Annotated in this window: 15 protein-coding genes; 7 read left to right on the top strand and 8 right to left on the bottom strand. The window is 63.9% G+C overall.

Annotated features, from left to right (window positions below):
* Window positions 1–28: 28 nt before the first annotated feature.
* The 5 genes from BMX67_RS02485 (at window position 29) to BMX67_RS02465 (ending at window position 4,905) form a co-directional block, all read left to right on the top strand.
* Window positions 29–586 (top strand): putative glycolipid-binding domain-containing protein, encoded by a 558-nt coding sequence (locus BMX67_RS02485; RefSeq protein ID WP_090732278.1) that lies wholly within the window; start codon window positions 29–31, stop codon window positions 584–586.
* A 68-nt stretch (window positions 587–654) separates the two neighbouring features.
* Window positions 655–936, top strand: coding sequence for a hypothetical protein (locus BMX67_RS02480; protein WP_090732276.1), 282 nt, complete (start codon window positions 655–657; stop codon window positions 934–936).
* Window positions 937–952: 16 nt separating this feature from the next.
* Complete coding sequence (locus BMX67_RS02475; RefSeq protein ID WP_090732274.1) at window positions 953–1,624, top strand: DUF1523 family protein; 672 nt, start codon at window positions 953–955, stop codon at window positions 1,622–1,624.
* Window positions 1,621–2,562, top strand: a complete 942-nt coding sequence (deoC, locus tag BMX67_RS02470) for a deoxyribose-phosphate aldolase (protein WP_090732273.1) — start codon at window positions 1,621–1,623, stop codon at window positions 2,560–2,562. Before BMX67_RS02475 ends, deoC begins: the two co-directional genes overlap by 4 nt.
* Window positions 2,563–2,571: 9 nt before the next feature.
* A complete protein-coding gene (locus BMX67_RS02465) occupies window positions 2,572–4,905 on the top strand; it encodes an aldehyde dehydrogenase family protein (protein ID WP_090732271.1) in 2,334 nt (777 codons plus the stop codon).
* Between the two features lie 138 nt (window positions 4,906–5,043).
* Here the strand turns inward: BMX67_RS02465 and BMX67_RS02460 are convergent, their stop codons facing one another.
* The 4 genes from BMX67_RS02460 to BMX67_RS02445 form a co-directional block, all read right to left on the bottom strand.
* Window positions 5,044–6,039, bottom strand: coding sequence for an ABC transporter permease (locus BMX67_RS02460; RefSeq protein WP_090732270.1), 996 nt, complete (start codon window positions 6,037–6,039; stop codon window positions 5,044–5,046).
* Window positions 6,032–7,039, bottom strand: a complete 1,008-nt coding sequence (locus tag BMX67_RS02455; protein ID WP_090732268.1) for an ABC transporter permease — start codon at window positions 7,037–7,039, stop codon at window positions 6,032–6,034. The genes BMX67_RS02460 and BMX67_RS02455 overlap by 8 nt, the downstream gene beginning before the upstream one ends.
* 22 nt (window positions 7,040–7,061) lie before the next feature.
* On the bottom strand, window positions 7,062–8,753 hold the full coding sequence (locus BMX67_RS02450; RefSeq protein WP_090732266.1) for a peptide ABC transporter substrate-binding protein: 1,692 nt from the start codon (window positions 8,751–8,753) through the stop codon (window positions 7,062–7,064).
* Between the two features lie 75 nt (window positions 8,754–8,828).
* Window positions 8,829–10,532 carry a peptide ABC transporter substrate-binding protein gene (locus BMX67_RS02445; RefSeq protein WP_090732265.1) on the bottom strand — a complete coding sequence of 568 codons (1,704 nt, stop codon included), beginning with the start codon at window positions 10,530–10,532 and terminating at the stop codon, window positions 8,829–8,831.
* A 264-nt stretch (window positions 10,533–10,796) separates the two neighbouring features.
* Here BMX67_RS02445 and BMX67_RS02440 point away from each other — a divergent pair, with 264 nt between their 5' ends.
* Window positions 10,797–12,629 carry an ABC transporter ATP-binding protein gene (locus tag BMX67_RS02440; protein ID WP_090732264.1) on the top strand — a complete coding sequence of 611 codons (1,833 nt, stop codon included), beginning with the start codon at window positions 10,797–10,799 and terminating at the stop codon, window positions 12,627–12,629.
* Between the two features lie 88 nt (window positions 12,630–12,717).
* Window positions 12,718–13,884 carry a M20 aminoacylase family protein gene (locus tag BMX67_RS02435; RefSeq protein WP_090732840.1) on the top strand — a complete coding sequence of 389 codons (1,167 nt, stop codon included), beginning with the start codon at window positions 12,718–12,720 and terminating at the stop codon, window positions 13,882–13,884.
* Between the two features lie 283 nt (window positions 13,885–14,167).
* On the opposite strand, the gene BMX67_RS02430 is transcribed toward BMX67_RS02435, so the two are convergent.
* Genes BMX67_RS02430 through BMX67_RS02415 form a run of 4 tightly spaced genes read right to left on the bottom strand, consistent with a single transcriptional unit; the run spans window position 14,168 to window position 18,782 of the window.
* Complete coding sequence (locus BMX67_RS02430) at window positions 14,168–15,244, bottom strand: BMP family ABC transporter substrate-binding protein (protein ID WP_090732262.1); 1,077 nt, start codon at window positions 15,242–15,244, stop codon at window positions 14,168–14,170.
* A gap of 27 nt (window positions 15,245–15,271) precedes the next feature.
* Entirely contained in the window at window positions 15,272–16,159 is an 888-nt protein-coding gene (locus BMX67_RS02425; RefSeq protein WP_090732261.1) for an ABC transporter permease, read from the bottom strand.
* Complete coding sequence (locus BMX67_RS02420; protein WP_090732260.1) at window positions 16,156–17,232, bottom strand: ABC transporter permease; 1,077 nt, start codon at window positions 17,230–17,232, stop codon at window positions 16,156–16,158. The genes BMX67_RS02425 and BMX67_RS02420 overlap by 4 nt, the downstream gene beginning before the upstream one ends.
* Window positions 17,229–18,782 carry an ABC transporter ATP-binding protein gene (locus BMX67_RS02415; RefSeq protein ID WP_090732258.1) on the bottom strand — a complete coding sequence of 518 codons (1,554 nt, stop codon included), beginning with the start codon at window positions 18,780–18,782 and terminating at the stop codon, window positions 17,229–17,231. The genes BMX67_RS02420 and BMX67_RS02415 overlap by 4 nt, the downstream gene beginning before the upstream one ends.
* Window positions 18,783–18,829: the final 47 nt, after the last annotated feature.

The following is an 18,829-nucleotide window of genomic DNA, read 5'->3' as shown; positions in this document are numbered from 1 at the left end:
GGCATTTCGTGCCGGGAGTGGGGTGTTAATGAGTTCTGTAGATGTTTTGTGGCGCAGGGCCGACGGAACGGGGCATGATGCCTGCAGCCTGACGCGATCCGATGCGGGATGGCAGGTGCATGGCGCGACCGTCTGGGCACATGACCGCAAGCCGGCGTGGCTGTCCTATCACATGACCTCGGATCAGGCATGGAACGTGCAGGCGGCGCGTCTGCGCGGCATCGTCGGGGGTGCCCCGGTCGATCTGTCGATCCGGCGTCGTGCCGACGGGCTGTGGGGGATGAACGGCCGCGGTCTGCCCGGCAGCGAATCCGCCGATGATCTGGAACTTTGTGTCACGCCAGCCTGCCGTCTGTTCACGTTGCGCCGGGCGATGGGGCGGCCGGGGGATGAGGTCGATCTTCAGACGGTCAGCCTGCACCGCGAAAACTGGGGCCTGCAACCGATGGCGCGGACGCTGCGGCGCGTGGATGCCACGCATTGGCGGCTGACCGCCCCGGACGGGCAGGATCAGGCCATGGCGGTCGATCAATACGGCTTTGCGACCGAATGCGACGAGATCTGGTTTCGCGAGGTCACGGACTAGCGCACTGGTCCTTTTCGGCGGCGGCGTGCTAGCCTTTGTTGGCACCGTGCCGACGAAGGAGGCGTGACATGGCCGCATTGTTCCGCCTGATCGTTCTCGTCTTTCTGATCGAGGCGATGTTTTATCTGTTGCTGCGTATCTATATCAGGTCGCTGAGACGCGAGCGGCTGGAAACGCTGTGGGACGAACGTCATCCCGACCGATCCGGCGACAGCCGCGACAGGGACGAATTCGTGCGCAGGGCGATGGTCGGCTTCGACAAGACATTGAAGTCCCGGCTGCTGTGGCTGGTCTTCATCATTCCGACGTTCGCCATCATCGGGATCGTCATTCAGGTGAACTGGCAGTAAGGGGCTGCTTGCAATCATGCATTACGTCAAAGTCGTTCTTGGGGTCCTGCTGGGGGTCGTGGTGTTTCTGTTCCTCGACTACGCGCTGCCCTCGAAGAACACGGTCCGCATCACCAATACCTATAACCGGCTGACGGCGGTCACCTCGTCCAACGCGATCTTCTATGCCGCCGACGATGCCGGAACGGTCGAGAATTCGGCCGGGCAGCGCGACGTGCGCTTTATCGAGACAGTGCGCCCGAACGGCAAGGTCTTCGTCTATCGCAACGAGGATACCGGATGGATCTGGCCGCCCTATTTCAAATATGACAGCGCCAATCTGCATGCCGAGGCGACCAATCTGAAATCGGGCAAAAGCGATCCGACCTGGGTCAGCGTCACGGCCTATGGCTGGCGGCTGCCCTGGCTGACCGCCTATCCCAACGCCATCGCGATCGACACGCTGGCCGGTCCCGATGAACGTCCGCGCAACTGGGCCGCCATGGTGATCTGCGGCTTTCTGCTGATGCTGCTGGCGCTGTTCTGGCGGATGTGGGCCCAGTTCCGCGAACGCACCATCGACCCGGCGCTGAAATCCGTCGATGATGGCTGGGATCGCGCAAGCGACCGTGTCAGCGCCGAGGCGACCGAGGCCAGTGGCCGCATGCGCGGCTGGCTGGACCGTGTGAAAGGAAAACCGCGCAAATGAGCACCAATCCCGGCACCGAACTGCGCATTGACGGCTTTGCCGATATCCGCATCAACACACCCGCCGTCGAACGCCGCGCCGCGACACTGCCCGCGCGGCGCAGCCTGAAGAAGGATCATCAGGCGGCGTGGCTGCTGAACGCAATCCGCTGCATCGACCTGACGACGCTGGCAGGCGACGATACCGAGGATCGGGTGGCCCGCCTGTGCGCCAAGGCCCGCCAACCGGTCGCGCCCGATCTGCTGCAGGCGATGGGCGTCGAGGGGCTGACCACGGGCGCGGTCTGCGTCTATCCGACGATGGTTGGCGCGGCGAAACGCGCGCTTGGCAATTCCGGCATTCCCGTCGCCAGCGTCGCAACCGGCTTTCCGGCCGGTCTGATGCCGCTGGATCTGCGTCTGGCTGAAATCAGATACGCGCTGGACCAGGGGGCCGATGAAATCGACATCGTGATCACCCGCGCCTATGTGCTGCGCGGCGAATGGTCGGCGCTGTATGACGAATTGCGCGCCATGCGCGAGGCCTGCGGTCCGGCCCGGATGAAGGCGATCCTGGCCACGGGTGACCTGAAATCGCTGGAAAACGTTGCCAAGGCCAGCCATGTCGCGATGCAGGCGGGCTCGGACTGGATCAAGACTTCGACCGGGAAAGAGGGCGTGAATGCGACCCTGCCGGTCAGCCTGGTGATGTGCCGCGCGATCCGCGACTATCGCGATCAGACCGGCCACACCGTCGGCTTCAAACCCGCGGGCGGGCTGCGCACCGCCAAGGATGCGATCAGCTGGCAGGTCATGATGCATGAAGAACTGGGCCGCGACTGGCTGTCGCCCGACCTGTTCCGCATCGGCGCCAGCAGTCTGCTGGGCGATATTGAACGCCAGATCAGCCATCATGTGACGGGCCGCTATGCCGCCGCCCATCGCCAAGCCATCGCCTGAGGACCAAGTATGAGCCGCGTGAGTGAGATCATGACCAGCATGGAATACGGCCCCTCGGTCGAAGACAGCAGCGCCGTCCGCGATTGGTTGGCCAGCCGTGGGCAGTTCGGCCATTTCATCGGGGGCGATTTCACCAAGCCCGCCGATTGCTTTGCCAGCCGCGACCCCTCGACCGGCGAGGTTCTGGCCGAACTGTCGCAAGGCAGCGCCGAGGATGTCGCCGAGGCCGTCAAGGCGGCCCGCAAGGCGCAGCCGAAATGGGCCAAACTGTCGGGCACCGACCGGGCGCGGCATCTATATGCGCTTGCCCGTCATATCCAGAAGCGCGAACGCTTTCTGTCCGTGCTTGAAACGCTGGATAACGGCAAGCCGATCCGCGAAAGCCGCGACATCGATATTCCTCTGGTCGCCCGGCATTTCTATCACCACGCGGGCTGGGCCGAACTGCGCGACGAGCGGTTCCCGGGCCACGCCCCGCTGGGTGTCTGCGCGCAGATCATCCCGTGGAACTTTCCGCTGCTGATGCTGGCATGGAAGATCGCGCCCGCGCTGGCGGCGGGCAATACCGTGGTGCTGAAGCCCGCTGAATACACCTCTCTCACCGCGCTGGCCTTTGCCGAAATCTGCCGCGAGGTGGGCCTGCCCGAAGGCGTGGTGAACATCGTCACCGGCGACGGTAAAACCGGCGCGGCAATGGTCGCGGCCGAGGTCGACAAGATCGCCTTCACCGGCTCGACCGAGGTTGGCCGTGCGATTGCCGCGCAGACGGCGGGCACGGGCAGGAAACTGACACTGGAACTGGGCGGCAAGTCGCCCTTCATCGTCATGGACGACGCCGATCTGGACGCCGCCGTCGAGGGCGTCGTCGATTCCATCTGGTTCAACCAGGGCCAGGTCTGCTGCGCGGGGTCGCGTATTCTGGTGGCGGAATCGGTCGCTGCGCGGTTCGAGACGCTGCTGACTGCGCGAATGCAGCGGCTGCGTCTGGGCGCGCCCCTGGACAAATCGACCGATATCGGGGCCATCGTCGATCCGGTGCAGAAGGATCGGGTCCTGTCGATCTGCAAGGCCGCGACAGATGCCGGTGCCGAACTGGTCGGCGGTCAACCGGGTGAGGGGTGCTTTATCGCGCCGGGTTACCTGAAGAACATCGCGCCCGCAAATCCGGGCATGGAACAGGAAATCTTCGGGCCCATCGCCACGCTGTCGACGTTCCGCACGGCGGATGAGGCGGTCGAGCTGGCAAACAACACCCGCTACGGGCTTGCGGGTTCGGTCTGGTCCGAAAGCGCGACGGTCGCGACGGATATCGCCGCACGGATCAAGGCGGGCGTGCTGTGGATCAACTGCGCCAACATGTTCGACGCGGCTGCCCCGTTCGGCGGCTATCGCGAAAGCGGCTTTGGCCGCGAAGGCGGCGCGGCCGGGATGCTGGACTATCTGGCCGAACCGGCGGTGAAGGTCGTCAAGGAACCCGCCCCGAAACCCGTCCGGCTGATGGACGACGTGACCGGCAAGGGGCACGGGATCGACCGTACCGCTAAACTGTATATCGGTGGTGCCCAGAAACGCCCCGATGGCGGTGCGAACTACACGGTTCCTGGCGGCCTTGCGCCGCTTGCCAACCGCAAGGACATGCGCAACGCGGTCGAGGCGGCGACGAAATCCGGCAAATGGGCTGCGATGGGCGGCCATGCCCGTGCACAGGTGCTGTATTACATCGCCGAGAACCTTGCGGCCCGCGCCGACGATTTCCAGCGCCTGACCAGCAAGGCCGAAATCGACACGGCGATCGCCCGGGCGTTCCACTACGCCGCCTGGGCCGACAAGTTCGACGGCGCGAATGTGCAGGCCAAGCCCGGACATCTGGTCAATGTGCTGCCCGAACCTTACGGTGTCATGGCGATCGCCTGCCCGAATGCGCAGCCGCTGGCGGCGTTCATGTCGCTGGTCCTTCCGGCCATTGCCATGGGCAACAGCACGGTCGTGATTGGCGCACAGGACGATCCGCTGGCCCTGGCCGAACTTTATCAGGTCTTTGACACCTCCGACCTGCCGGGCGGCGTCGTCAACATCCTGACAGGGGCAAAGGATGAATTGGCCCAGACCGCAGCTGCCCATGATGCTGTCGCGGCCATGTGGTATGTCGGCAGCCGTGACGGGTTGACCCGTATCGAACAGGCCGCCGGTGGGAACCTGAAGCCCGTGTGGTCGCCAGCCCATCGCGACTGGACCAAGCATGACGCACAGGGCGAGCTGTTCTTGCGCCACGCGACCCGGACCAAGACGATCTGGCTGCCTTACGGCGCCCTGCCCGCAGGCAGCGGCAGCGCCGCTTACTGACAAAGAAGGAAGGGGGCTGTCTGCCCCCTCCTGACCTGCGGTCAGTTCACCCCCGAGGATATTTCGGCACAAGAGATGCCCATCTTCTGTGCCAAAAATATCCCGGGGGAGTCCCGCAGGGACGGGGGCGGCGCCCCCTCATCTGCCCCTGATGCGCGGATCCATCGCATCGCGCAGCCCGTCGCCGATATAGTTCACGCAAAGCACCGTCATCGAAATGAAGATGCCCGGCAAGATCACCCTGCTGGGGTAAAGGACCATCTGATCGACTGCGTCGAACAGCAATCGACCCCAGGTTGGGAAATCGGGTGGAAAGCCCAACCCCAGAAAGCTGAGTGCGCTTTCGGTGATGATCGCCGTGGCGATGCCAAGCGTTGCCGCGACCATGATGGGGGACAGCACATTTGGCAGCACGTGGCGCAAGATCATGCGGGTGGGCGGGGTGCCGATGGATTTGGCGGCCAGGATGAATTCGCGTTCCTTCAGGCCCAAGACATCGCCGCGGACGATCCGGGCCGATTGCATCCAGCTGGTCGCGCCGATGGCCGAGACGATCAGGATGAAGATCCCCATCGCGGGCCCGAAGCTTTGCGACAGGGGTTCCCGGAACAGCGTGACCATCAGCAGCAGCAAGGGCAGCAGGGGCAGGGCCAGAAAAAGCTCGGTCAGGCGCATCAGTGGCGCGTCAAGACGGCGGAAATAGCCGGACAGAACTCCGATCAGGCTGCCCAGAAAGATCGCGATCAGCATCGCCGTCAGCCCAACGGCGATCGACACGCGCCCCCCCGCCATGAGGCGTGCGAGAATGTCGCGGCCCAGCTGATCGGTGCCGAAGGGATGCGCCGGGGTAAAGCCCGAATTGCGCGCGCGGATGTCGACATAGGTCGGATCCACTGTCCAGATCAGCGGACCGACCGACACGAACAGCAGGATCGACACGAACAGGATCAGCGCGATCATCGCGCCCCGGTGGCTGCGGAACTGGCGCCAGATATCGCGCCACTGGCTGCGGGGTGGGGCACCTGACTGAACCGGGTCCTCGGGCGGCAGTTCCGATGTGACGGGGGCGGCCGCGGCTGTTTCGTCGATCAGTTCCGCGGTGTTCAGGGCGCGCTGGCGGTCGGTCTCAGTCATAGCGGATCCTTGGGTCCAGAACGCCATAGAGAATGTCGGCGATCAGGGTGAAGGTCACGATCAGGATCGCGAAGATGAAGGTCAGGGTCAGCACCATCGGGATGTCATTGGCGTGGATGGCGCTGATCAGCAATTGGCCCAGCCCGTTCACCTTGAACACCTGTTCGGTGATGATCGCACCGCCAAAGACCGTGGGCAGGCCAAGTGCGATCACCGTGACCACCGGGATCAGGCTGTTGCGCAGCACATGTTTCAGCACCACGGTTCGTTCGCCCAGGCCCTTGGCACGAGCGGTGCGCACGTAATCCTGTCCCAGATTGTCCAGCATCGAAGCGCGCATGAAACGGCTGATCTGCGCGGCATTATACAGTGCCAGCACCGCCACAGGCATCACCATCTGCCGCACCTGCGCCAGAAAGCTGTCCCAGTCGCGCACCTCCAATGTGGTGTCATAGACCGAGGGGAACCATTGCAGCTTGACCCCGAAGATGATGATCAGGACGACGCCGGTAAAGAAGGTCGGCATCGAGAAGCCGATCATCGACACGAAGGTGCCCAGCTGGTCGAACCAGGAATATTGCTTGTAGGCCGACAGGATGCCGATCGGAATCGCGATCATCACCCCGACCAGATAGGACATGCCGACCACGATCAGCGTCTGCGGCACGCGCTGCGCGATCACGTCGAAGACCGGGCTGCGCGACTGAAAGCTGATGATGCGCTGCATGCCGTCGCTGAAGCCGGTTCCGAAGGCCTGATCGAACCAGTACAGCGGTTCGACCCAGAAGAACTGTTTCAGCCACAGCACATAGCGGATGTACCAGGCCTGCCCCAGCCCCAGCGCCTCGCGCATCTTTTCCTTGACCTCGGGGGGCACTGTCAGCGGCACGTCGCCCAAGGGGTCGCCGGGCGATGCCTCGAGCAGCAGGAAAATCACCAGAGAGATGAAAATCAGGGTCGGGATCGCCAGCAGAAGTCGGCGGATGGTGAATGTCAGCATCGGCGGCTCCGATAAGGCGGGGTTACTTGGCCCGTGACCAATCTGCGATGTTCCAAAGCGATCCTTCCCATCCGTTGGGGGCGGTGCCCTGCAGGCTGTTGGCGCGGGCCAGGACCATGCCGCGATGGATCAGCGGCAACATGACATGGCCTTCGGTCGTGATCATCGCGACCATCTCGCGCGCGAATTGCTGACGGTCGGCCGAGGCGGCTGTCTGGTGCAGCAGGTCCATCCGTTCATCATAGACCGGATCGCAGAAGCGGGGCGAATTGCTGCCCTGCCACTGCGTGTCGGGGCGCGGGATCGAGGCGCAGGTGAATTCGTTCAGGAACGACGCGGGATCGGGTTGGTAATAGGCATCGGTATACATCTGCACATCCGCCAGAAACCGCGCCAGCGAGTCGGGGTTTTCCGGGTCGCCGCCAAAGAAGGACGACCCCTCGACGGTTTTCAGGTCGGTCGCGACGCCGATCTCTGACCACCATTGCTTGACCAGAGATTGCACGTCTTGCCGGACCGAGTTCACGCTGGTCTGGAACAGGACCTGCAGGCGCACGCCGTCCTTTTCGCGCACGCCGTCGCCACCGGGCACCCAGCCCGCCTGATCCAGCAGCGCCTTGGCCCCGGCGATATCCTGGGTCAGGCAGCTGTCATCATCGGTGACATATTCCTGCGGGGTGGGCGTGATGGTGCAGGTCGGCTGACCCGCGGGGCCATAGGCCAGTTCCGCGATGATCGGGCGGTCGATCGCCATGGACAGCGCCTTGCGCACCGCCGGATCGGACAGGAAGGGATGCGGGTGGGCGCTGGTGGCGCGTTCCTCGGCAGGCAGATCGGCCGAGGGATCGGTCTGGTTCAGCTCGATCCGTTCGACCATCGTGCCGAAGGCGGTATAGACCTGACCCTTGCCCGCGCTTTCCATCTGGGCGATCGCCTCTGGGGGCAGTTGCAGGTTCCAGGCGAAATCGACCTCGCCGGTTTCCAGAACGGCCCGCGCGGCGGCCATGGCATCGCCGCCCCCCTTGATGGTGACGCGGGCAAAGGCGGGCTTGGCGGCATCGCGGTAATTCGGGTTCGCGTCGAACTGGACCACGTCGCCGGGATTGAACTGCGTCACGCGGAATGGGCCGGTGCCGATGGGGCCGAAATTCTGGGCGCTGCAACTGGCGCCCGCCGCGCCCAGGCAGTCCTGAAACTGTGCCTTTTGCAGGATCGGGGTGCGCTGACCCAGAAAGGCTTGAAGCGGTTGAAACCTGGGCTGATCAAAGCTGAGCCGTACGGTCAGGTCGTCGATGACCTCGACCTTGGAAATGCCCTCGAACTCGGCCAGAACCGCGCAGCCAAAGCCGGGCGCCATGCAGTAATCGGCGGTGAATTTCACGTCCTCGGCGGTGACCGGGCTGCCATCGGACCAGGTCAGACCGGGCTTCAGGCGCCAGGTGACCGCGCTGTAATCAGCGGCGATACCGCCATTTTCGATGCTGGGGATCTCTTCGGCCAACACGGTCTGATAGGATCCGTCCGCCGCGACGATGGCCAGGGGTTCCAGCACCAGCGAAGCCGGTTCGACATCCTTGGCGCTGGTTGACAGATAGGGGTTCAGGACCGACGCGGCCTGCCAGTAAAGGACACGCAGATCGCCATCCGCCCCCCGTTCGGCCAGGGCGGGGGCCGCCGTCATGATCGCAAGTGCCGAGATAAGCGCAGTCTTCATCAAGTCCAGGTCCGTCTTCTGTCGTCATCAGATGCCCCCGCCCGGATTGCGGGCGGGGGCAGGGTCGGGGTCAGATCATTCCGTCTTGCGATACCAGTCGGCGACGTTCCACAATTCGGTGTCCCAGGCGTTCAGTTCGACCCCGCCAAGGGTGTCGCTGACGGCCGAGGCGGTGCCGCGATAGACCAGCGGGATGATCGCGTTGCTGTCCTTGGTGATCAGGTCGTTCATCTGCTGACCCAGCTTGCCGCGGGCTTCCAGATCGACGGTCTTGCCCAGCTCGGCGACCAGTTCGTCATAGGCCGGATCGCAGAAACGGCTGGTGTTTTCGCCCTGCCACTGATTGTCGGGGCCGGGGGCCTTGTCGCAGGTGTTCTTGGCCAGATAGGGCTCGGGGTTGTTGCCCTCGAAGTTGTTGGCGTACATTTCGACATCGGCATAGAATTTCTGCAACGTGTCGGGCGAGCCCGCGTCGCTGCCGAAGAAGACCGAGGCATCGACGGTCTTCAGTTCGGTTTCCACCCCAATTTCCGACCACCACTGCTTGATCAGCGCCTGAAAGTCCTGACGCACCGCGTTGACCGAGGTCTGATAGACTATCGACAGCCGCACGCCGTCCTTTTCACGCACGCCGTCGCCGCCCGGCACCCAGCCTGCTTCGTCCAGCAGCGCCTTGGCCCCCTCGATGTCCTGGGTCAGGCATTCGGTATTGTCCGAAGCCCAGGCCGCAGGTGCGGGAACCAGATTGCAGGTCGGTTTGCCGGCCTGGCCGTAGCCGATTTCGGTCAGCAATTCGCGGTCGATGGCCATGGACAGCGCCTTGCGCACCGCCGCGTCGGTCAGAAACGGATGCGGGTGCTGCGTGGTCGAGCGTTCGCCCTCGGGCAGGGACGAGGACGGGTCGGTCAGGTTGATATGCAGACGTTCCACAAGGCTGCCGAAGGCGGCCTGGACATGGCCTTTTCCATTCGCTTCCATCCCGGCCAGCACTTCGGGGGCCAGCTGGGTATTCCAGGCATAATCGAATTCGCCGGTTTCCAGAACCGACCGCGCCGCCGCCGCCGCATCGCCGCCGCCCTTCATGGTCAGGGTCGCGAAAGACGGCTTGTCGGCCTCGCGGTATTCGGGATTGGCCTCGAAGGTGATGACGTCATTGGTCTTGAACTCGACCACCCTGAACGGCCCGGTGCCGATCGGGTTGAAATTCTGTTCGGTGCAGGTCGGGGCCGCCGCGCCGATGCATTGTTCGAACTGCGCCTTTTGCAGGATCGGGGATTGCCCGCCGACAAAGGCCGAGAACGGGTCAGGATGCGGTTCGGTGAACGTGACCTTCACGGTCAGCGGATCGACCGCCTCGACGCTTTCGACCCCCTCGAATTTCGCCAGCTGTGCGCAGCCGCCTTCGGGATGCATGCAGTAATTGGCGGTGAACACGACATCATCGGCGGTCAGATCGGTGCCGTCCGACCATTTGATGCCTTCCTTCAGCTTCCATGTGACCGTTTTCAGATCTTCCGAGATGCCGCCATTTTCCAGGGACGGCAGTTCGGTCGCCAGACGCGGGGCCAGCGTGCCATCGGGGGTAAAGCTGGCAAGAGGCTCCAACGCCATGCTGGCGGCAATGATGTCCTTGGTCCCGCTGGACAGATACAGGTTCATGGTCGAGGGGGCCTGCCACATGATGACATTGACCTGCCCATCGGCACCTCGTTCGGCCATCGCCGCGGGCGCAAGCGTCATTGTGGCCGCCGCGCTCATCAACAAGGTTTTCAGTTTCATCGCTTGCTCCTGTTGGGTGTCTGGACCCGCAGGACTGTGATGGGGTGGTGATCCCAAGCCTTTCGCGGCTTCTTGTTCGTCATCCCGTCTCCCGTCTTTGTGCGGGGTGGCCTGTCCCGTCGTCCCTGCGGAATGGGTCGATTTCAGTCCATGCCAATTTGGAAAGCAAGCTTTATTACACGCTTGCGTGACACTGCTTTCCACTTTGACTTTTGCAGACCCGCCGCTAGCCTGCCCGGAATGCCCCCTGTCGGAGCCGTCGCGATGCTGGACCAGAACCCCCTTGTTTCCATACAGAATCTGCGGGTCGAATTCCCGACGCATGACGGCGTGGTGGTGGGCGTCAAGGATATCAGCTTTGACATCAAACCCGGTGAATGCGTTTGCGTCGTGGGCGAATCCGGGTCCGGCAAATCGGTCAGTTCGCTTTCTCTGATGCGGCTGGTGGAATTCGGCGGCGGCGACATCGCAAAGGGGCGGTTGATGTTCGATCCGGGCAATGGCGCGCCCATCGATCTGGCGCAGCAATCGACACCCGCGATGCGGGACATTCGCGGCAACCAGATCGGCATGATCTTTCAGGAACCGATGACCGCACTGAACCCGGTCTTTACCGTCGGGGATCAGCTGACCGAGGGATTGATCGCCCATCGCGGCCTGGACAAGAAGGCCGCCCGCGCCCGCGCGCTGGAGATCTTGAAACAGGTCCGCATCCCTGAACCCGAACGGCGCATGGACCAGTATCCGCATGAATTGTCGGGGGGCATGCGGCAACGCGTGGTCATTGCCATCGCCATGGCCTGCGAGCCGCGCCTGCTGATCTGCGACGAACCGACCACCGCGCTGGACGTCACCATCCAGGCCGAGATTCTGGCCCTGATCGACCGGTTGAAGCGCGAAAAGCAGATTGCCGTTCTGTTCATCACCCATGACATGGCGGTCGTGGCGCAGATGGCCGATCGCGTTGTCGTGATGTATCGCGGCGACAAGGTCGAGGAAGGCCCGGTCGAACAGATTTTCGAGGAACCGCGCGAAGACTATACCAAGATGTTGCTGGCCGCCGTGCCACGGCTGGGCGAGATGACCGGAAAGCCCGCGCCCGAAAGGCTGCGCCTGATGCGCGACGGCAGCGTCGGCGCCCCCGAACCGATCATCGTCGCCGATCCCAAGCCGCTGTTGAAGGTCGAAAACCTGATCACCCGCTTTGCCGTCAAGGGGGGGCTGCTGCGCCGCACCGTGGCCAATGTCCACGCGGTCGAGGATGTCAGCTTTACCATCAACGCCGGTGAAACCATGTCGCTGGTCGGAGAATCGGGCTGCGGCAAATCGACCTGTGGCCGGTCGATCCTGCGGCTGGTCGATCCGCAATCGGGGCATGTCAGCCTTGATGGCACCGATGTTCTGGCCCTGTCGCAATCGGGTCTGCGCAAGGCGCGTCGCGATATGCAGATGATCTTTCAGGATCCCTTCGCCAGCCTCGATCCGCATATGAAACTGTATGATCAGGTGGCCGAGCCGATGCAGAATTACGGCATCGGCAATCGCGGCGAGCGGCAGGACCGCATCGCGCAGCTGTTCGACAGGGTCGAACTGCCGCGCAGTTTCATGCGCCGTTATCCACATGAAATGTCCGGCGGCCAGCGTCAGCGCATCGCCATCGCCCGTGCGTTGGCCCTGAACCCCAAGCTGATCGTCGCGGACGAGGCCGTCAGCGCGCTGGATGTCAGCGTTCAGGCGCAGGTCCTGAACCTGCTGATGGAACTGCAGCAGGACATGGGTATCTCGATGCTGTTCATCAGCCACGACATGGCCGTGGTCGAACGTGTCAGCCACCATGTCGGCGTGATGTATCTGGGCCGCATCGTCGAGATCGGGACCCGCCAGCAGGTGTTCGAGAACCCGCAGCACAGCTATACCCGCCAGCTGATGTCGGCAGTGCCCGTCGCCGACCCCCGTCAGCGCAAGATCAGCAAGGATCTGAATTTCCGCCCGATCCCCTCGCCTATCCACCCGGTCGATCACGTGGCCCGCCCGTCTGTCTATCGACAGGTCGCACCGGGCCATCGCGTGCTGATCGACCCGGTGACACATTCCTGACACGCGGGCCGAAAGCGGGCCGCCTCATGGCAGCTGCGGCTTGCACAGCCTGCACAAACTGACCATCCTTCCCGGGAAGGAGATCATCATGCCGATCAAGAACCGCTTTGCCGAACTGCTGCCCGAAATCACTGCCTGGCGACGGGATTTCCACGAACACCCAGAGCTTCTTTACGATGTCCACCGGACAGCGGGCCGTGTGGCCGAATTGTTGCGAGAGTTCGGATGCGATGAGGTGACCGAGGGTGTGGGCCGAACCGGCGTCGTGGCGGTGATCCGTGGCAAGACCGACAGCAAGGGGCGCGTGATCGGCCTGCGTGCCGATATGGACGCCTTGCCGATCCATGAACAGACCGGGGCCGAATATGCCTCGAAGACGCCGGGCAAGATGCATGCCTGCGGACATGACGGGCACACCGCGATGCTGTTGGGTGCGGCGAAATATCTGGCGGAAACACGGAATTTCGACGGCACGGCCATCATGATCTTTCAGCCCGCCGAAGAGGGCGGCGCCGGTGGCGATGCCATGGTCAAGGACGGCTTGGTCGATCGCTGGGGCATTCAGGAATTTTACGGGATGCACAACATGCCCGGCATGCCGGTGGGCAGCTTTGCGATCAAACCCGGTGCGATGATGGCGGCGGCCGATCAGTTCGACATCACCGTCACCGGCAAGGGCGGCCACGCGGCCAAGCCGCATGAATGTATCGACACGACCCTGGCGGCGGCCCAGATCATCGTCGCGCTGCAGTCGGTGGTCGCGCGCAATGTCGATCCGCTGCAGAATGCGGTGATCTCGGTCTGCGTGGTTTCGACGGATTCGACGGCGCATAACGTGATCCCGCAGGTGGTCAAGCTGAAGGGCACCGCCCGCAGCCTTGACGCCGAGGTTCGCGCCCAGCTGGAAGAGGGGATCACCCGCGTCGCCACCAATATCGCGGCGGCCATGGGCGCGACCGCGGCGGTCGATTACCAGCGCGGCTATCCTGTCACCTCGAACGACACAGAAGCGACCGAATGGGCTGCGGCTGTAGCCCGCGCCATTTCCGACCGGGTCGACATGGACATGGTCCCGATGATGGGAGGCGAGGATTTCAGCTATATGCTGAACGAACGGCCGGGCGCCTATATCTGGGTAGGCAATGGCGATACCGCGATGGTCCACCATCCCGCCTATGATTTCAACGACGAGGCGATCCCCGCGGGGTCCAGTTGGTATGCAGGCATGGTCGAGTCGCGGATGCCCGCGGCCTGAACGATTTCGGCAACGGTGGCAGGGGGCTTTGCGCCCCCGTCACGCGCTGCGCGCGCGACTCCCCCGCAGGATATTTGGACCAAGGCAATCTGTATTAAGCCCTTATTCATGATTCGCGTGTAGCAATGACCTTACGGTACAGGCGGGGACGCCGATGACCGTCCAAGGCAAAGCGCCCCGTTTCCTTTTGGAAGCGGGGCGTCATGTTTTTTGCCTTGGTCAAAATATCCCGGGGGGAGGTCCGCAGGACCGGGGGGCAGCGCCCCCATCCTTTTTCTGTCGCTTATTGCGGGATCTCGGCGTCGATGCCTTCGACATAGAAGTTCATGCCGGACAGTTCCTCGTCTGTCGCGGTCTGGCCGTCAGCCAGCCAGACGCTGCCATCGGCTTTGTTCAGCGGACCGGTGAACGGGTGATACTCGCCCGAGGCGATCTGGTCTTTCAGGGCCAGCGCCGCATCCTTCACATCAGCGGGCACGGCATCGGTGATCTCACCGATCTCGACTTCGCCCTCGTTGATACCGGCCCATGTCGCCTTGGATTCCCAGGTGCCGTCCAGAACCGCGCCGACACGCTGAACGTAATAGGGGGCCCAGTTGTCGATGATCGACGAAACGCGCGGGCTGGGTGCGAAGTTCGACATGTCCGATGCCTGCCCGAAGCCGATGGCACCGGCCTCTTGTGCCTTGGCCAATGGCGCGGTCGAGTCGGTGTGCTGCAGGATCACATCGACACCTTCTGCCAGCAGGGCGGACGCGGCGTCTGCCTCTTTGGCGGGATCGAACCAGCTATAGGCCCAGACGATCTTCATCTCGACATCCGGGTTCACCTTCCTGGCGTGGATGAACGAGCTGTTGATGCCCTGAATGACCTCGGGGATCGGGAAGGAGCCGATGTAGCCGATCTTGTTCGATTCGGTCATGTGGCCCGCGATCGTGCCCATCACCGCGCGGCCTTCGTAGAATCGTGCGTCATAGGTGGCGACGTTGTCGGCGCGCTTGTAGCCGGTGGCGTGTTCGAATTTCACGTCGGGGAATTTTGCGGCGACATTCATCACCGGGTCCATGAAGCCGAAGCTGGTCGCGAAGATCAGCTTGTTGCCGGCCAGTGCCAGCTGGGTCAGGGCGCGTTCGGCATCGGCGCCTTCGGGGACGCTTTCGATGAAGGTGGTTTCCACCTTGTCGCCATATTCCGCCTCGATCGCCTGACGGCCCAGATCGTGCTGATAGGTCCAGCCGCCATCGCCCACCGGACCGACATAGATGAAACCGACTTTCAGCGGCTCATCCTGTGCAAAGGCTGGGGCGGCCAGACTGACGGTCATGGCGGCGACACTTGCGATAAGATCTCTGCGGTTCATGTTTCCCTCTCTGTTGGTGCCCGGCGTCTAGCGCAGGGCGTGGAAATTCTGCCCCAGCGAACCGGGCGCGGTGCCGCCCGCGCGGCGGCTGTATTTCTGCCGGGCCGAGATCAGCACCAGCACGAAGATCGTCGCCAGGTAGGGCGCCATCGACAGCAGTTGCACCGGCACATCGACCCCGGCCGCCTGCAGGCGCAGCTGCAGCACGGTGACGCCGCCAAACAGCCAGGCCCCGGCCAGAACGCCAGGTGCGGACCAGTTGGAAAAGACCACGATGGCCAATGCGATCCAGCCTGCGCCGGCGGTCATCCCTTCGGTCCATTGCAGGACCGTCGCGATCGAGATGAAGGCCCCGCCAATCCCGGCCATCGCGCCGCCGAAACCGATGGCCGCGATGCGGACGCCGCGCACCGAATAGCCAAGCGCGTGGGCGGCATCGTGGTTTTCGCCGACGCCGCGCAGGATCAAGCCGGGGCGGGTGCGGTTCAGGAACCACCAGACGACCGGCACCATCAGCAGGCCCAGCCAGACGATCCAGTTGACGCGGAACGGGCCGGGGGTCATGGGCGGCGCCTTGATCCCCTCAAGCGGTTTGCCGAACAGCGCCGCAAGGCCAAGCCCGAACAGCGTCAGGGCAAGCCCCGAGGCGACCTGATTGGCCAGCAGGAACTGGGTCAGGGCCGCGAAGATCATCGCGGTCGCCGCGCCGGCGATGGCGGCGGCGACAAAGCCGATGATCGGGCTTCCGGTCGCATGAGCGGCGGCAAACCCGGCAAGGGCGCCGGTGATCATCATCCCCTCGACGCCCAGATTCAGCACGCCCGCGCGTTCCACGATCAGTTCGCCAAGCGCGGCGAACAGGATCGGCGTGGCGGCGGCCAGTAGCAGCAGGAAAACGGACAGTGGATCGATCATGCCGTGATCCTTCTTGCGATGCGGAACCGGGTCAGCAGGTCGAAACCCAGCAGGAAGAACAGCAGCATCCCCTGAAAGACCTGAACCGTGGCGGCGGGCAGTTGCAGGGTCAGCTGGGCCAGCTCGCCCCCGATATAGGTCAGGGCCAGCAGCAGCCCCGCCAGCAGGATGCCGACCGGGTTCAGGCGCCCCAGAAAGGCCACGATGATCGCGGTAAAGCCATAGCCAGATCCGAAGCTGTCGGTGATCTGGCCTGCCGGGCCCGCGACTTCGAACAGGCCCGCCATGCCGGCAAAGGCCCCCGACAGGCCAAGGCAAAAGGCGACAAGGGTTCCGGGACGCACGCCGGCAAAGCGGGCGGCGCGGGGGGCCAGCCCGGCGGCGCGGATGTGAAATCCGCGGATGTGGCGGCTCATCAGGAACCACGTCACCAGAACGGCGGCCGCGGCGGCCACGACGCCCCAATGCGCGCCGGTCCCGGCAATCAGTTCGGGATTCGCCGCAGCAGGATATTGTTGCAGGTTGCGCGACCCCGGAAAGCCAAAGCCCTCGGGGTTCTTCATCGGCCCGAAGGCCATCCACGCCGCGACCCGTTCGGCCACATAGACCAGCATCAGCGACACAAGTATTTCGGATGCGCCGAACCAGTTGCGCAGCAAGGCGGGGATCATGCCCCAGGCCCATCCACCCATCGCTCCCGCTATGACCATGGCGGGAAAGATCCACATCCCCTCGGACGGGTAGGCGGCAAGTGCGACGGCGGCGCCGGTGATGCCGCCGATGATGTATTGTCCCTCGGCGCCGATATTCCAGATGCCGGCGCGAAACCCGATCGCCAATCCCGAGGCGATCAGGATCAGCGGCGCTGCCTTGACCAACAATTGCGGCCGCGAATAGCTGGAGGCCATGCCGAACAGCGGATCCCAGAAAATTGTGCGGATGGCCGCGACCGGATCATAGCCCATCACCGCGAACAGCAATCCGCCGGTCAGCATCGTGGCCAGAACCGCCAGCAGCGGGGTCGCGAATTGCCATGCGGCCGAGGCCTCGGCACGGGGAACCAGACGGATCATATCTGCGCCACCTCCATGCCATGTGCGCCGCCCAGCATCAGGCCGATTTCATCCAGAGTCAGCCCCTCGGTCGGGCGCGGGTCGGACAGGCGGCCTTCGTTCAGGGCGCAGAAGCGGTCGGAAAGTTCGATCAATTCGTCCAGATCCTGAGAGATGACGATCACGCCCGCGCCGGATCGTGCCAGATCCAGCAGCGATTGGCGCACGGCGGCGGCGGCCCCGGCATCGACGCCCCATGTCGGCTGGTTCACGACCAGCACGCGCGGGGCCTGCATCACCTCGCGGCCGATGACGAATTTCTGCAGGTTGCCGCCCGACAGGGCACGGGCGGCGGTATGGGGGCCGGGGGTGCGCACGTCGAATTCGCGGATCACATCCTGCGCAAAGCGGCGGGCGGCGGCATTGTCGATCAGGCCGTTGCGGACCAGACCCTTGCGCGGCCCGGCGGTCAGCAGGGTGTTTTCGGTCAGGCTGAAATCCGGCACGGCGGCATGGCCCAGACGGTCTTCGGGCGCGGCCAGCAGACCGGCCTTGCGGCGTGTTTCGGGGCCCGCGCCGCCCAGATCGTCACCTTCCAGCACCACGGTGCCGGGTGCGCTGCGCAGTTCGCCCGACAGGGCGGCCAGCAGTTCTTCCTGCCCGTTGCCCGCAACGCCGCCGATGCCTAGAATTTCGCCAGCGTGCAGCGTCAGCGCAATATTTTTCAGCGCCGTACCCTCGGCCGTGGGGGCGGGCAGCGACAGGTTCGACAGGCGCAGCAGCACATCGCCCGCATTCCGGCCGCTGCGGTCGATCACGCGCATTTCGCCGCCGACCATCATCGCCGCCAGTTCGCGGGCCGAGTGGTCGCGCGGGTTGCAACTGTCAACGACCTTGCCGTGACGCAGGATCGTGGCGCTGTCGCAATGGGTGCGGATCTCGTCCAGCTTGTGGCTGATATACAGGATCGCGGTGCCCTGATCGGCCAGTTTGCGCAGGGTCGCGAACAGCAGGTCGGCCTCTTGCGGGGTCAGGACGCTGGTCGGTTCGTCCATGATCAGAAGCCGCGGGTCCTGCAACAGGCAGCGGATGATCTCGACCCGCTGACGCTCACCGGCGGACAGGGTGACGACGCGGCGCGCGGGGTTCAGGGGCAGGCCGAAATCATGGCTGACCTTCCTGATCCTTTCGGCCAATTCGCGGCGCGGAGGCGGATTTTCCATGCCAAGCGCGATGTTCTCGGCGACGGTCAGGGCATCGAACAGGCTGAAATGCTGAAACACCATCGCCACGCCCGCCGCACGCGCCGCACGCGGGTCCGAGGGGTCATGCGGCTGGCCGTTCAGCAGCATCCGTCCGTCATCGGGGCGGACAAGGCCGTAGATCATCTTGACCAATGTCGATTTGCCGGCACCGTTTTCGCCCAGCAGCGCGTGGATCCGCCCGCTGCCGACCGAAAAGCTGACATCGTCATTGGCGCGCACGCCCGGATAGGACTTGCCGATCCCTTCCGCCCGGAACACCGCAGCCTTCGTCAAATTTGTCCCTCCGGTCAAAACCCTGACCTCCATAGCGTGACGTTTGGCGTTTGGGCAATTGCGCTGTTTGGTCAGGCTGC

Origin of the sequence: Paracoccus homiensis (assembly GCF_900111675.1) — a bacterium.
In the GTDB taxonomy this organism is placed as follows: domain Bacteria; phylum Pseudomonadota; class Alphaproteobacteria; order Rhodobacterales; family Rhodobacteraceae; genus Paracoccus; species Paracoccus homiensis.
This window is presented reverse-complemented; position numbering and strand designations above follow the sequence as displayed.